Below are 13,958 nucleotides of genomic sequence, written 5' to 3' on the forward strand. Positions count from 1 at the left end.
CGCTACATAACGTAGCAGTCTTGGTTGGATATGCACACTAATTTTGAAGTTCTCTCAGTTATTAGGTTAAACCTCATATTCGCTATATAAAAACTATGAAATATCCTAATCATAGAAAAATTAACACGAATTAAGTTAGTCTACCCCTTATGGTTATCTTTATGATGTCCACCAATCTATTTGTAAGGGAGTTGCACAGCTATAATTCGCAACTCACTCATCATCGGCATTCACTCCAACTTGATAATTGCGACATCATCGAATTGTGCCCTTTTCAATATAAACATTGAACTGCATTCTTCGTCATTGTGACTAAGCTTATATCCATTCTTTTTCTTTCTCTGTTATTCTAGTTTTAGTTGTGCTTATGTTATCACTTCGTACATACTGAAATACAGACATGGGAGAATAGAACCTTGATCGAAAAATTATGCATTTTAAATAATACTGCAACTATTTTGAACTCTTAAGCAAGAAAAAAACTGCCAAGAATATTAGCAGTCTTTCTTCTTATCAACCTGATCTTTTGTGATTTCATTGTTGGCATCGCTTCCAAAATCAATGATTTCATTGCCAACGTCCTCACCAAAATCAATGAGTTCTGACTCAAATGAGCCACCCCTATAATCTTTGAACAAATCGTAAATCGAAATTACTTTAATCATGATAAAGTTCCTCCTCTGTTTGTGTACATATTGCACAGTATAATAATGCATCGCTCGTTCAGAGTAACGTGCGAGCTCTTAACTAAAAATGGGATTAGTATTCAATCGCTAAAACTTCATCAAGCGTCGGGCATTGGATGTCGTCTCGTTCAATGTGGTTTGCTAGAAACTCAATTAAATATTCTAGCATAAGCATCACCGCTTGCTCAATGCTTTGATTTTTTGTAAAAATACGCTTGGAAAATCCACCATGGAGAATATAACAAAAATCGATGATATAATCTTCTTTTTCCGGATTAAAATAACCCAATTCAAAGCATGGTGCATAAAGCAAACGATTTCGCGTCAGCATATCTTGATTCGTGACGATTGTATTAACATGATGCGTTTCAATTGGGAAAGTATCAAAATACAATTCCAGTTTTGATAATACATAATCGGAGTGTTTTGAAGCAAAGACATACTCATAGATCTCTGGATTTGGAAATGAGCACTCAGCATAGACTCGCCACGATAATAAAAGTGCCATAATCGGATCATAATCGCTATTAAGAATTCGATCAAATCCATAGAGATAGTCAGTCACACTATCAATCATTGCAAGTGCAACCAAGCTATCCAGGTTTTCAAAATAATTATATATTGTGGCACTGTTGTAGCCAGCCCGGTCGGCTATATTGCGAATTGTAAGTTTATCAATTCCTTCGACGGCCGCAATTTCTTTTGTGGCATCAATGAAATAGCGCATCGTTCGATACTTTTGCTTACTCACTGTAATTTTCGGATTCATAAATCAGCCTCTTTCTTTGTTTAATTATAGCAGTTGAATGCATGCAAACACAAAAACAGTGTGAAATCTTATGGTTTTCAAACAAACGCCCTCCTAAATCGCCGTTTTTCCAAAAAACATGTGATATATTTCACTATTTTTTGAATATTGTCTCATATTATAATCACTTGATTATATAATGGTCATGTGATTAGTTTGAGAGAAAACTATCAAGGAGGAAGATATGGATACACAATCCAAGAAAAAGGCGAGTATCGATAAAGGTCTATTTTTCATACCTTTATCTATCGTCATTGTATTTTGTGCATTAGTTGCACTATTCCCAAAAGCATCCGAAAATGCTTTTAACGGAATATTTGGAGTCATTACGGGTAATTTTGGTTGGGCACTGCAATGGTTCTTCCTAGCCAATACTTTTATTATGGTTTACCTTGCATTCAGCCAATATGGCAACAAGAAACTCGGAAACGAAAAACCAGAGTTTAGCACACCAGTTTGGCTCGGAATGCTCTTTGCTGCTGGAACTTCGGGGGTCGCTATCTATTGGGGATTTAGCGAATGGTTCCAATACGCAACGGCACCACCTTTCGACATTGTGCCACTGTCACGTGAAGCAATGACCTATGCGTCAACCTACAGCTTTTTCCACTGGGGACCTTCAGCATATGGTCTATATGCAACTGTAGCAGTTGTATTTGGTTTTTTCTTCTTTGTTAAACGCGAAAACACAAACCGTCCGAGTACTGCTTGTGCATCCGTTATCGGAGAGAAAAACGCTAAAGGATTACTCGGAAAAGTAATTGATATCGTCTATATGATGGGGATCATTGGTGCTGTATCGGCAGCGATTGGACTTTCAACACCTTTAATCAGTGCAATCATTGTTGATCTCTTCAACATTCAATATACGTTGTGGATTGATGCCGGAATTCTAATTTTCTTTACTATTTTCTTTGTATTTGGAGTTTATGGTGGGTTACAAAAATCAATGAAATTGATCAGTAATATCAAACTTGCAATGGTCATCGGACTCCTAGCTTTTGTATTCTTAATAGGTCCAAAATCATACATGTTAAACAACTTTACAGATAGTATGGGAACCTTTGTCAGTGATTATTTCCGCATGATGATGACCACTGAGCCACACTCTGCTGGTACATTCCCGCAATCATGGACCATTTTCTTCTTTGCATGGTGGTCAGCATATGCCTTAAACACAGGTATTTTCTTAGCTCGCATCTCACGTGGCCGTACGATCAAACAACTTGTTCTTGGTGCGACTGGTGCTTCTTGCGTTGGTTGCTGGTTGCATTTCATTATTCTTGGTTACTATGGCATGAATGCTTATGAAACAGGACTTGTAAATGTCATTGAAATTTTCCAAACCCAAGGAATTACTGATGCTATTATCGCCATTATTAAAACAATGCCACTAGCAACGGTCGTTCTCGTAGTGATGCTCGCAGTTATGGCCGTATCAACCGTCACAGTTATTAACAGTGCTGCCTATACACTCGCAATCGTATCAACGAACGATCTTCCTGCCAATGAGGAACCTGGACGTACCAACCGAATATTCTGGGCAATTGCACTTGGGGCCTTAGGACTTGTTCTTATTTTCATTGGTGGTTTGGGACCTATTCAAACTATCAGTCTCTCTACCGGAATCTTAACGATGGTTATTATTGTGATAATCTTCATTGCCTTCTTTAAACATGACGGTAAGAAATGGGATGAATATATGGAACGTAACGAACGATTAGACGCATTAGAAAACAATGCTAAGGAGAACTAACATGAAATATATCACAGAAGCTCAAATTAAAGAAATTGTTACAATGCCGATGGCGCTTGATATCTTTCGTCAAGCCTATTTAGAAAATGTACAAGGTCTTATTTATACGGGGGATCGTATTGTTATGCCGATTATTGATGTTGAAAACAGTGCACAATGGCTCACAGCTATTAGCAAAACAAAACCCTACTTTGGCTCTAAGTTTTCTTCAGTCTTTCCAGCAAACTTGAATAAGGGATTACCTAGTGTAATTTCTACGATAAGTCTTTATTCCAATCAAACGGGGGAATTGGAAGCATTACTTGAAGCTAACTATCTCACTGCAATTAAGACTGGCGGAAGCGCTGGTGTTGCTACTGATGTAATGGCTCGTAAAGATGCTCGAACATTGGGAATCATCGGCTCTGGATTACAAGCATTTACGCAAGTCCTTGCTATTCAAGAAGTTCGTGAACTTGAAGCAGTCTATGTTTATGACATTAAGGAAGAATATATCAATGCCTTCATTGAGCGCATTCGTACTGTTCAGAACAGACCCTACCAAATTATCGCTGCAGAAAGTGCCGATGCTTGTGTCGCAGCATCTGATATTATTTGTACATGTACAACCTCACATACACCAGTATTCAGCGCACAAGCGCTTCGTGAAGGTGCTCATGTAAATGCAATCGGATCATTTACACCATACATGCAAGAGATTGAGGAAGATGTTGTTGTCAAAGCAAGCCGCATTATTACTGAACATGTTGATGGATTGTGGGCCGCCGCTGGGGATGTCATCATTCCTGTCGAAAAAGGACTCATAAGTAAAGAAAAAGTCGTCGGATCCGTCGGTGATGTTCTTGCTGGTAATGTTATCGCACGTGAAAACGATGAAGAAATAACATTGTACGAAAGCGTCGGGTCATGTGTCCTTGACGTTGCCATTGCAATTGCTTCTTATGAAGCGATTACGAATGAATAGTCTTAGCAGTTTTACATTGTGTTACGTATAAAAAAGAAAGATTGGTTCCCTGGAACCAATCTTTTTAGTAATCTCAGTATCTGCTGTTTCTACGAAACGACTTTTAATTTCACTAGCACCAATAAGCCTCAATCGGAAAGGCTCATGCTTTATATATGTATCGCTAATATGATCAATAAGACTGTTTTCAATACTTTGAGCGTCCTCAATACTAGCGAATTTATGGGTTATATGAATATTAACCATTTTAAGTTCTCAAGCAGACATACATGTTACTCCGACACTTATTAATTTCGCATATATCATAGCATAAAGCACTTGTCTGCGGCTTTAATTGTTTTTCAACACAAATATTCGTCTAAAGAAATTCTGTAGTTTAAAACCCAGAAATCAAACCAAAAGAAAAGCAGTTCTGTTAAAAACTGCAATTCTGTTGAACTATCTCGATAATAAATCAAGCAATGAAAATTAAATTCTAAGAGATAGATACTACATAAAAAGTCTACCTATTTCATCAATCAAATCTTCCAATTGCTGACCGTAAGAATTTACAGAGTAGTCCTTATTAAACCCTTTTTGTACTAGAATGCTTCCTACACACTGTCTTAATTCATTATAAAACTCATCAGTATAAGAATGTATAGAATTATCTCTCACAACTGAAATTAACTTTGGATTACATTCATTAAGACAGTCTTCTAAAAGCATCAGCGATTTTTCATTCAGTCTAATCACGGTCTAACTCCTCCACTTCCATTTGCCCATGTAGTAATGACTTTTCCAAGCTCATTTAGTACTACTGTCGACTTTTCCAAGCTCATTTAGTACTACTGTCGCATTTTCACCAATGTACTTTATTGTAGGTCCTAAGTCACTCGTTTGGTTCACAATTTCTACTGGGTTATTAACTGCATCCAAAATTGCTTCATTAGACACTCCAATTCCTCCATCTCTACCCAAGGCTTGCTCAGTTCCATGTTTGGTATACCCTGTAATTTTGTCGTTTTCTGGTAGACCATCTGTGTTAACATTCCCCGTTCCCTTATGTTAATTTCGCATGTATTATAGCATAAATTGTTTATGTGCGACTTTAATTGTTTTTCAATATAAACTACTCGTTCAACACAGATATATTGGGTACAAAAGGAACCTCATACCGTATTTTCTTGTTCTCTATAAGAGTTAGATTTCTTAAACAGCAATCACTTTTTTATTCCTATTTGCTCTGTATTTCGAAGCAAAAATTCCCAAACGCACAATCGTCAGGGGCAATGTTTAAGTAGTTAATTGCTCTATGAAGTAGTTGAGGAATTTCTGCCACAAGATAATCCATATACTTATCAATCGCTTCTTTAAACGCGGCTATATCTCCCTCTAAACAAAGAGGAAAAGATGTTTTTATTCTATATTGTTCGCTTAATTGAGCATCATTAAAATTAGTTCCTAAAACATTACTCCAATGTTTCATTAGTTCTTCTTCGCTTAGATGTTCGCGAAATTCAAGATAGAACATAAAGTCATCGAACTCAATCTGCCTTTGGATCTTGCCATTAACGTAAAAAGGATTTATCTTAATATACTTACTCGTTTGATTTGATTTTTTAAGCCATTCAACTAAAGTAATCAATTCATTGAATGATATATATCTTCGTATTTTTCCACCATCTAACATTGTGAATCGATAGATAATGTGGTTCATTTTTTCATTAATTTCAGCCATTATTTCTCCTATCTAAATAAATCAAATACCCAGTCGGATCTAAATAAATCTGAAACTCGAATTACTTTGTTGGTAACAGTGTCAACTGCAACATAGTGCATTTCATCAACATAGTATACCTTTACTGGATTTCCAGTGTATGTATTTATAGAATCCGATGTCTTATAAGGATTATTAATTATATCAACAATTTTTTGATTACTCCACCCTCTATCGGAAACTTGGTTTTCATAACCAGGTTTACTGAACTTGTCAGAAAATTCAGTGTCATCGGCGGAGACATTCCCTGTCCCCTTATGTTCACTACAGAAACTCTTTGAACTATCTAAATCATAGCATAATTCGTTTGTGTGCGACATTAATTTCGTTTAATACAAATACTCGGGTTAGGCAAGAATGTTGATTAAATTGCTTAAATCAAAACAAAAGAAAAACAGTTCATTTTTCGAACTGCTTAGTTATTCATATTACTTTTTCCAAGAGTTCTCAAGTAATTTTATATCTCTAGGTGTACTGTCATATGATAGTTCAGTTTCATCAGTAACTTTCTCCCAAAATTCTTGACCAATTGAATATATTTCTAGTGTTTTTAAAAATCCGTGTTCAACAAAAATAATGAATCCTATTGCTCCAAACAATCCATCAACAGTCCCGAATACATCACCAAATGGAAACGTATCCTTTACATGTTTATTATTTAATATATTTACTTGGGTAGAAATACTAAATGAAACAAACATCCCTACACCAGTATCTGTATACTCCAACTTTTCAACTTGTTTCCATTGTTTTCTCAGACAATCCAATACATCATTATTTCCATCAAGTAACATCTCGATTGCTTTGTAAACTAGTTTTTTCATATATCCTCCTTCTAATTTTCTATGTGATAAAGAATGTTCCAATTTTAAATATCCCATCAACAATCATCCCCCGTACAGTAATGTCAAATCCATTCACATCTATAACCATATCACTTATCATTCCAGCTAAGCCTTCTGCATCAACCATTTTTTGCATAGCTTGCTGTACAGCATTATAAGCTTGAGTTTGATTGCCTTTAAATGATTCTAAAAAACCATCTAATTTATGGTCATGGGATGGGTTTTCAAAGACGTGTTTTAAATCATTTTCATTGACTGGAGTATCAAGATTCCCCGTCCCCTTATGTTCACTACGGAAACCCTTTGAACTATCTAAATCATAGCATAATTCGCTTGTGTGCGACTTTAATTGTTTTTCAATACAAATACTCTTCTAAAGAAATCCTATTGTTTAAAAGTCCGAAATCAAACCAAAAGAAAAGCAACCATATTTCAGGTTGCAATTTCATCGTTTTCATCTCAATTGACAATTTCAATTGTTAGTCAAAAATGATTCCCATTCCATCATATTTAAAACTTTGATAAATGTAGATGTCATCATTTACTTTATAAGCATCATTTTCTGAAGTAATACTTTTTGATGCAAAAAGATTCCAATTTCGGTAATTCTTTAATCTATCTGTTTCATACTGACTAATAGCATTTTCAGTGTCATTAAATCCACCAATAATTTCTATTTCCGTCGAAATATTATTAAATATGAATACTATTATTTCAATCAACTCATCTAATTGCTGTGTTATAAGTTCTTTGTCAAAATCTATGCCAACAATATCGAAATCATTTTCAATATAACTTCTTTCTGAATATTTATATCTCTCATGTTTAATTACGAAATCCGAATACTCACTATGTAGTTTGTCCACTATAAGATTTATTGATTTTTTTTCGATTTCATCTTTACTTAAAACAGAAAAAATATACGTTCCCATTATTTAACCACTCCAGTTTCTAATAAATGTTTCATTTGTTCAATTGACAGTTTAAATGCAGTATTAAAAGTTCCATCTGAATTTATAAATACCCATTGATTTGTATTGGGATTAAAAATATGAGTTCCTTCGCTCCCCCACCATGTACCTGGTTTTTGAATATTATCAGGATTATCTATGAAACTAGATAAATCATTTTTGAAACTATTTACACTATTGCTACTACCATCTGGATAACTTCCAAAATCTCCGCTATGTTTACTAAATGCCTTATCAACCGAACTATCATTATATGTCACATCACTACTATTAACATTCCCCGTCCCCTTATGTGAATTTCGCACATATCATAGCATAAATCATTTGTGTGCAACTTTAATTGTTTTTCGAATCAGTTATTGCTTCTGATGAAGTACCTTGTTTAAATTGCTTGAAATTCGCCAACAAAGAAAAAGCGATAGTACATCGCTTAATCACATCATCGATTATTCTCTGGTAGCTCTTCTTTAAAGGCTTTTCTTACGTTTGGTAGTAATCTCTTTGAGGAAGCACCAAATTCTTTATAGTTTTTCCTCGCTTCTACAAGTGATACTTTGTTTGGTCCAATTGCAATATCTACTTGTTCTTGACCAACAATGTCATATTGCCAAAAACAGACTGGACAAATGTCAACAATTATCTCTTCTCCCCAATCTTCAATTGTATAATTAAAACAGCACGGACATTCTATTTTTTTCATTAGCTTTCTCCCTTCATAGGTTTTATGGTTTAAATTTTGATATCTGTTCTAACCAGTAGTTTATTCCTGTATCTGGTTTGAAGTATGTAGATATTCCGCCGTATTCGTTGATGATTCCAAAAGTGTTAGTAGATGCATCATATTGGAAGTATGTTCCACCATTTGATGTAAAACTCTCTGATCCATTTGGTGGATTATCTAAGAAATCTCTAGCACTGTTTAAATAGTCTTGACTAGTTTGTGAACCGAAATCTGAACCATGGTCTCCGAAATGTTTATCAAGTGAACTTCCATTTTTGAAGTCAGCACTGGCATCTCGACTTCCATTGTATCCATGACTCCCCGTCCCCTTATGTTAATTTCAATTAAACTCAAGTAAGAAATCACCAAAAAGGACAGACTATTACAACTTACTCTAGAGAATCCAATATTTTTTTCCTGGCAAAGTCAACATAAATATCTCCGAGAGGTTCAATAATACTGACTATATTGTTAAGAAGATTACTTCTAAAATTCTCAGTGTCTCTTTTTGAAATTACCAATGAAACATTGAACGATAAATTCCACAAAATTTCTGAAATTATCGAATCTAAATCTAACGTGTTCTGGATATTTACTTTGTTACCACGTTCTTGAACTGATACATGATGATAACCCTCTGAATCTGAGTAAATATATTCTCCTGGAAAAGTGATTTGATTTGTAAAGTGATACATATTATCCAAGTAACTATTTAGTTGTGATGAGTAAGGACTAGTTAAAATTAAATTTTGAACTTTCCTTTTAATATCTTTAGTTGTCAAAAGCATGCTATCCTCCTATTCCATATAACCATTTATTATGTACCATTGTATTGGTTTAGGTAAAACGTATTGTAATCCGCCTCCACTTGAATCACCCCATGGAGCTACAATTGATTGAGTAACCCCCTCAATTGGTTTAAGTATCTTTATATTTTGATAAGTAGAAGGATCCGTATTTGGTGGTAGCGAAAGTGAGTCTGATGAAGCACCAGATTGTGTAACAAATTTACTATTTTCACCAATTCCACCATATCTTCCAACACTTTCTCCAGTGTTAAGCGTTACAGTCTTTTCACTTCCAGGTACAGCACCATCATTGGGCGGATAGTTTATACTTCCATCTTCGTTATACCAACTTGTATTCCCCGTCCCCTTATGTTTAATTTTACCACAGGTACTTAACCAATTCTAAGTTTTCCTAGAATTAGTTACTATGTACACATTTGATACTTCATTAAAACCTAATTATTTGATTCTAAAGGACGCCACTCTGTCTTATCTCGCATCATTATGAATACAATTCGTACAAGTTGTCTCATAATGCAAACTAAGGCTTGAGACTTACTCTTGCCCTCTTTCAATTTCTTTTCATAAAACGTTCTAAACTGTGGTTGTTTCGCATTGCTATGAATATCCGTCGATATCATACCTACTGCTAGGAAATAAAATGTAGAACGCAACTTACGGTTACCTGTTTTAGAAACAAAATCTCTATCTTTACCACCACTACCTAATGATACTGGTGCAATGCCACAAAACTTTGCTAACTGCTTTTCATTCTTAAATCGATTGATATCACCAATCTCACTAATGAGTCTTCCTGCTGTAGCAGTATTTATATTGGGTATTGTTTGTAACTTCAGACCAGTTTCATGAATCAATACATCTAATTTCGATTCTATGCTGGTTATTTCCTCGCTTGTGCGCTGTATCGTTTCAATCAGCGTTACAATGCTCTCCTCAATATAAATGCTTCTGTGTGCGGTTATATTCGCTTTGATACTCGTTAGTATCTTATCGGCAGTTGTTGCTCTAAAGATACGTGTGTATTGTTTTATTTCTTGTACTAGTTGATCTGTTGTATATCCGTCTAAATGACGTGGTGATGGAAACTGTTTGTAAAAGGCTTGTGCACTCTTTGTTTGCAGATTACAAAAATACTTCTCATACCCTGGATATACTTTTTCTAACTGTTGATGTAAAACTCTATAATTGATTGATTTCTGATTTGAAAGCATGTTTCTAAGATTGGTGAGTAAACGAATATTAGAAAACAACTCTTGTTCTTCTTTATGTTTGAATAATGGTAATTCTTTATGACTATCTTTCAATACACGTGCTACGCAATACGCATCATAATCATCACTCTTCTTATAGTTGGGCGAAGAACGTCGTAAATAGTCTGCAAGTGCTGGATTGACATGATGAACGGTATAGTCTCGCGCATCTAAAAACTCTGAAAACATAAAGCCAAATGACTTCACATCTTCCAATCCAAATATTAATGGCTCATTCTCTGTAACTTCTAAGATACGACCCAATGCACTTTCAAAGTGTTCAGGTGTATTCTCAAATGAAAACGTTAATATCTTATCGGTGTCATAGTTTATGACACTTACAGTATGGGAAAATTTGTGTGTATCAATTCCTACATAGTACTCTGCTCTTGTTGTCATAATCTTATGCCTCCTTTTCTTATGACGGACACCCCGTGACAGCCTCAAGTATATAGCGATAACTGGATATTTCACCAGCCCGCAAGGGGACGAAAGTCTTCAAGTTTTCACGTCTCTAAGTTTAAGATTTTTGGGTCTTCACAATTATTATACGGAATTCGTCGATAGCACTTACCAATCAGAGTGCTAAACGAGCCATTTTATAGAATGTATTACGTTTGAGACCTGTCTCAATCATGGCTTGTTTAGCGGTTATTCGACCACTTTGCCACTCATTAAATATTTCTTCAAAGTTTTCTGGTTTTTCTATTTGTGGACGTCCAAACTGAACGCCTTGTGACTTTGCGATTTGTATTCCTTCTCGTTGTCGTTTCTTAATATCTGACCTTTCTTGTTCTGCAACATAGGACAAGATTTGTAAGATTAAATCACTGATGAATGAACCCAACAAATCCTTGTTTTGTGTTGTATCCAGCAGTGGCATATCTAGGACAATGATATCTGCTTTGATGCCTTTAGTGATGGCTTGCCATTCTTCAAGTATCATGTCGTAGTTACGACCCAATCTATCAATACTTGCAATCACTAACACATCACCCTCATTGAGTAAATGCTTTAATAACTGATATTCCTTTCGATTGAAATCTTTTCCACTTTCTTTATCCACAAAGATAAGGGGTTCATCAATGCCATACTCTAGAAACTGTGATACTTGTCTATCACTTCTTTGGTCTTGCGAACTGACTCGTGCATAACCATAGGTGCGTTTTTTCATATGGGGTACCTCCTTCGTTTAACGTACTGTATGATTCATTCACCATGGTTGTAAAGGGAACCCATAAAAGTGTTTGTTTATCTCAGGGATACATAACCAACATTGATTAAACTGATTCATCACAATTACCAACACAAAAAAACACACAATATCGTGAGATATCATGTGTTGGTTTAAGTATACATTTATCAACAGTCAATATTTGTCACTCTACAAACCACGTTACGCTGTCTTACACTGTGTTTACAGATTGGAGTGAACACTTATGACATCAAGCATTAAAAGCAGTGATTGTAGGCGAAGTATGCACTAGAGTACAAGATAAGTTATTCACAGCCATTGAAGAAGAACCAAATAAGTTCTCAACTCTAAGAGTTACAGATTCCTTACTTGAATCATTTAGTCAAAAAGAACTTGATTTAAATATCAACAGTTTTACGGATTCATTCGTGGATAAACTTTATGAAGAAGTAAGGTCTTACTAATCGAAATCTTTTTCAAGCGCGGAATAGAAACAAGAATATATTCGGATCACCATGAAACGTAAAAACGATTACTTATGCCATTGAAGGTACACGCAACCTCTTTACGTAACGTTAATCATTTTTGTTTACTAGGAATACATTGATTGACGAAACGAAGAACACTAATAAGTACTCAAGAAAGGTTATGACTTTTTTGGGTATTTTTTTATGATTATTTATGAGTGTATGCTCTATTTTGGTATTATTGTCCATATTACAGTTTTATGAGTATTTAAACAAAAATACTATTATTTTAGAGTAAATCTGTTATTCCCGCCTATATTTCAATATTTCCGCTGTTTAAAAGGCTTATTGTATTGTCTTTTGAGTGGTTTTATCACTTTATATTCTGGAACTAAATCCTTTTTCGTGGTTTTATAGGGTACAATCGTAGCGTAAAAATTACGTATGGCTAGAAACTCATAATGTGTTTTCTTCTGCTTTTTGTAAGTTGGTAATTGCTTGTCAGTATTCAATTTCATATCTGATAATCGACGGTACGAAGTGAATAGGTTTCCCATTGTCATTTCTTCTGGGAAGTCTTGATACATTGGTGAGTAGTTGTAGTTGGGCGTATATCGTATTGATGATTGTTTGAAGATGTACATTGCGTGGTCTATGTTACTTGGCTTTTTGTAGACTGATGTTTCATTGCCTTCTGCGTCAAGTGGTGCTAATACACCTAATAGATATTTTCTTATCCGCTTCGCAAATGATTCTCCCGGGCAACATAATATCAACATGTGAATATGTGGTTTTACTTTGATTTCTCTCGGTTCAACGTGGTCTAGTACTCCACTCTCCCAATCATTGAATTCCGTACTGGTGAATACGGGTAGCGTTTTAGGTCTTCCGCGCTTATTTGTAATCTCCGTCTTTATCCCTATTGTATTTTCTGCATCCAGTTCACTAATGCCAATGACTGCTTGACAGAAGTACTTTCGTTCTTTGCATTGGTAGTTCATAAACCCTACAAGATTTTCTACTACTTTATTGGCTTCTTCTATGGATTCAAACTTATGTCCAATATCAAACTTATACATTCTAAGACGCTTAACTGTTGAGCGTCCTTTTCTTTTTGCCATTTCAACACCTCGTACCATCGACTAATTTCGCATATATCATAGCATAAATCGCTTGTGTGCGATTTTAATTATTTTTCATCACAAATACTTATTCAACGGATTTAAGCCGCTTATAACACTTGAATCCAAAATAAAAAACAAGCAGTCATATTACAGACTACTTGTCCTCTATTAAAAAATTTGATAGTACAAGTTTTCTTTTGTTAGAAATGAATAGGTATTTGTCACATCATTAAATGTCATTGTTTCCATAGCATCTAAATATTTCCTTAACTCGTTAATGGCAAACGAATAATTATCTTTAGATACTCTAATTCCAGGATTTATTCTTTTTGTCAACTCATCTGGTAAACTATTATTTTTATTGTATTTTAAAACTATTGTTTCTCCTTCAGTAACATCAATGTCAAACTCATAATCATGTAACTCATAAACTCTTAAATCCTCCACGTTTATCAAATATGGAGTAATAAGAATACTAGGAACCGTTTTATTTTCTTCAATTATATCCAACAGTCCGCAAATGTTTTTGGGCGAAATATAAGTACTACCATTTAAACTAACATTCGATTTTTTTTTCATTATATCTTGTATCATTTCTTTCAT

Annotated in this window: 19 protein-coding genes; 2 read left to right on the forward strand and 17 right to left on the reverse strand. The window is 34.9% G+C overall.

Going from position 1 to position 13,958, the window contains the following annotated elements:
- Window positions 1-494 precede the first annotated feature (494 nt).
- Together G7061_RS09195 and G7061_RS09200 are read right to left on the reverse strand one after the other, a co-directional pair.
- A complete protein-coding gene (locus G7061_RS09195; RefSeq protein ID WP_166082258.1) occupies window positions 495-665 on the reverse strand; it encodes a hypothetical protein in 171 nt (56 codons plus the stop codon).
- 94 nt (window positions 666-759) lie between these two features.
- Window positions 760-1,455: a TetR/AcrR family transcriptional regulator gene (locus G7061_RS09200; protein WP_166120780.1), complete on the reverse strand. Its 696-nt coding sequence runs from the start codon at window positions 1,453-1,455 to the stop codon at window positions 760-762.
- Window positions 1,456-1,678: 223 nt separating this feature from the next.
- Here G7061_RS09200 and G7061_RS09205 point away from each other — a divergent pair, with 223 nt between their 5' ends.
- Together G7061_RS09205 and G7061_RS09210 are read left to right on the forward strand one after the other, a co-directional pair.
- The gene (locus G7061_RS09205) at window positions 1,679-3,250 is read left to right on the forward strand and encodes a BCCT family transporter (protein ID WP_159644731.1); all 1,572 of its coding nucleotides are present in this window, start codon (window positions 1,679-1,681) and stop codon (window positions 3,248-3,250) included.
- A gap of 1 nt (window position 3,251) precedes the next feature.
- The gene (locus tag G7061_RS09210; protein WP_166120783.1) at window positions 3,252-4,214 is read left to right on the forward strand and encodes an ornithine cyclodeaminase family protein; all 963 of its coding nucleotides are present in this window, start codon (window positions 3,252-3,254) and stop codon (window positions 4,212-4,214) included.
- Between the two features lie 489 nt (window positions 4,215-4,703).
- Here G7061_RS09210 and G7061_RS09215 read toward each other — a convergent pair whose 3' ends face one another.
- The 15 genes from G7061_RS09215 to G7061_RS09285 form a co-directional block, all read right to left on the reverse strand.
- Window positions 4,704-4,949 (reverse strand): hypothetical protein, encoded by a 246-nt coding sequence (locus tag G7061_RS09215; protein WP_166120787.1) that lies wholly within the window; start codon window positions 4,947-4,949, stop codon window positions 4,704-4,706.
- 51 nt (window positions 4,950-5,000) lie between these two features.
- A complete protein-coding gene (locus G7061_RS09220; RefSeq protein WP_166120790.1) occupies window positions 5,001-5,150 on the reverse strand; it encodes a hypothetical protein in 150 nt (49 codons plus the stop codon).
- Window positions 5,151-5,430: 280 nt separating this feature from the next.
- Window positions 5,431-5,934: a hypothetical protein gene (locus tag G7061_RS09225; protein WP_166120793.1), complete on the reverse strand. Its 504-nt coding sequence runs from the start codon at window positions 5,932-5,934 to the stop codon at window positions 5,431-5,433.
- Window positions 5,935-5,942: 8 nt separating this feature from the next.
- Window positions 5,943-6,293 carry a colicin E5-related ribonuclease gene (locus G7061_RS09230; protein WP_166120796.1) on the reverse strand — a complete coding sequence of 117 codons (351 nt, stop codon included), beginning with the start codon at window positions 6,291-6,293 and terminating at the stop codon, window positions 5,943-5,945.
- A 108-nt stretch (window positions 6,294-6,401) separates the two neighbouring features.
- The gene (locus tag G7061_RS09235; RefSeq protein WP_166120799.1) at window positions 6,402-6,797 is read right to left on the reverse strand and encodes a hypothetical protein; all 396 of its coding nucleotides are present in this window, start codon (window positions 6,795-6,797) and stop codon (window positions 6,402-6,404) included.
- Between the two features lie 19 nt (window positions 6,798-6,816).
- The gene (locus tag G7061_RS09240) at window positions 6,817-6,954 is read right to left on the reverse strand and encodes a hypothetical protein (protein ID WP_166120802.1); all 138 of its coding nucleotides are present in this window, start codon (window positions 6,952-6,954) and stop codon (window positions 6,817-6,819) included.
- Window positions 6,955-7,297: 343 nt separating this feature from the next.
- Complete coding sequence (locus tag G7061_RS09245) at window positions 7,298-7,750, reverse strand: hypothetical protein (RefSeq protein ID WP_166120805.1); 453 nt, start codon at window positions 7,748-7,750, stop codon at window positions 7,298-7,300.
- Window positions 7,750-8,049 carry a colicin D domain-containing protein gene (locus G7061_RS09250; RefSeq protein WP_166120808.1) on the reverse strand — a complete coding sequence of 100 codons (300 nt, stop codon included), beginning with the start codon at window positions 8,047-8,049 and terminating at the stop codon, window positions 7,750-7,752. The genes G7061_RS09245 and G7061_RS09250 overlap by 1 nt, the downstream gene beginning before the upstream one ends.
- 179 nt (window positions 8,050-8,228) lie before the next feature.
- Window positions 8,229-8,489 (reverse strand): CPCC family cysteine-rich protein, encoded by a 261-nt coding sequence (locus G7061_RS09255; RefSeq protein ID WP_166120811.1) that lies wholly within the window; start codon window positions 8,487-8,489, stop codon window positions 8,229-8,231.
- A gap of 410 nt (window positions 8,490-8,899) precedes the next feature.
- Entirely contained in the window at window positions 8,900-9,298 is a 399-nt protein-coding gene (locus tag G7061_RS09260) for a hypothetical protein (protein WP_159639251.1), read from the reverse strand.
- Window positions 9,299-9,307: 9 nt separating this feature from the next.
- A complete protein-coding gene (locus G7061_RS11030; protein ID WP_166121349.1) occupies window positions 9,308-9,676 on the reverse strand; it encodes a TNT domain-containing protein in 369 nt (122 codons plus the stop codon).
- Between the two features lie 77 nt (window positions 9,677-9,753).
- Window positions 9,754-10,968, reverse strand: coding sequence for an IS110 family transposase (locus G7061_RS09270; RefSeq protein WP_166120814.1), 1,215 nt, complete (start codon window positions 10,966-10,968; stop codon window positions 9,754-9,756).
- A gap of 178 nt (window positions 10,969-11,146) precedes the next feature.
- Window positions 11,147-11,743, reverse strand: a complete 597-nt coding sequence (locus G7061_RS09275; RefSeq protein ID WP_166120817.1) for a recombinase family protein — start codon at window positions 11,741-11,743, stop codon at window positions 11,147-11,149.
- A gap of 808 nt (window positions 11,744-12,551) precedes the next feature.
- Window positions 12,552-13,352: a hypothetical protein gene (locus G7061_RS09280; RefSeq protein WP_166120822.1), complete on the reverse strand. Its 801-nt coding sequence runs from the start codon at window positions 13,350-13,352 to the stop codon at window positions 12,552-12,554.
- A 171-nt stretch (window positions 13,353-13,523) separates the two neighbouring features.
- Complete coding sequence (locus G7061_RS09285) at window positions 13,524-13,958, reverse strand: hypothetical protein (RefSeq protein ID WP_166120825.1); 435 nt, start codon at window positions 13,956-13,958, stop codon at window positions 13,524-13,526.

This window comes from Erysipelothrix sp. HDW6B (genome assembly GCF_011301115.1).
Lineage (GTDB): Bacteria > Bacillota_I > Bacilli_A > Erysipelotrichales > Erysipelotrichaceae > Erysipelothrix > Erysipelothrix anatis.

Bases quoted from the DNA above. Each gene is read 5' to 3' on its own strand.
- G7061_RS09195 (WP_166082258.1), bottom strand. From the start codon at position 665: ATGATTAAAGTAATTTCGATTTACGATTTGTTCAAAGATTATAGGGGT.
- G7061_RS09200 (WP_166120780.1), bottom strand. From the start codon at position 1,455: ATGAATCCGAAAATTACAGTGAGTAAGCAAAAGTATCGAACGATGCGC.
- G7061_RS09205 (WP_159644731.1), top strand. From the start codon at position 1,679: ATGGATACACAATCCAAGAAAAAGGCGAGTATCGATAAAGGTCTATTT.
- G7061_RS09210 (WP_166120783.1), top strand. From the start codon at position 3,252: ATGAAATATATCACAGAAGCTCAAATTAAAGAAATTGTTACAATGCCG.
- G7061_RS09225 (WP_166120793.1), bottom strand. From the start codon at position 5,934: ATGGCTGAAATTAATGAAAAAATGAACCACATTATCTATCGATTCACA.
- G7061_RS09230 (WP_166120796.1), bottom strand. From the start codon at position 6,293: ATGTCGCACACAAACGAATTATGCTATGATTTAGATAGTTCAAAGAGT.
- G7061_RS09235 (WP_166120799.1), bottom strand. From the start codon at position 6,797: ATGAAAAAACTAGTTTACAAAGCAATCGAGATGTTACTTGATGGAAAT.
- G7061_RS09240 (WP_166120802.1), bottom strand. From the start codon at position 6,954: ATGCAAAAAATGGTTGATGCAGAAGGCTTAGCTGGAATGATAAGTGAT.
- G7061_RS09245 (WP_166120805.1), bottom strand. From the start codon at position 7,750: ATGGGAACGTATATTTTTTCTGTTTTAAGTAAAGATGAAATCGAAAAA.
- G7061_RS09255 (WP_166120811.1), bottom strand. From the start codon at position 8,489: ATGAAAAAAATAGAATGTCCGTGCTGTTTTAATTATACAATTGAAGAT.
- G7061_RS09260 (WP_159639251.1), bottom strand. From the start codon at position 9,298: ATGCTTTTGACAACTAAAGATATTAAAAGGAAAGTTCAAAATTTAATT.
- G7061_RS09270 (WP_166120814.1), bottom strand. From the start codon at position 10,968: ATGACAACAAGAGCAGAGTACTATGTAGGAATTGATACACACAAATTT.
- G7061_RS09275 (WP_166120817.1), bottom strand. From the start codon at position 11,743: ATGAAAAAACGCACCTATGGTTATGCACGAGTCAGTTCGCAAGACCAA.
- G7061_RS09280 (WP_166120822.1), bottom strand. From the start codon at position 13,352: ATGGCAAAAAGAAAAGGACGCTCAACAGTTAAGCGTCTTAGAATGTAT.
- G7061_RS09285 (WP_166120825.1), bottom strand. From the start codon at position 13,958: ATGAAAGAAATGATACAAGATATAATGAAAAAAAAATCGAATGTTAGT.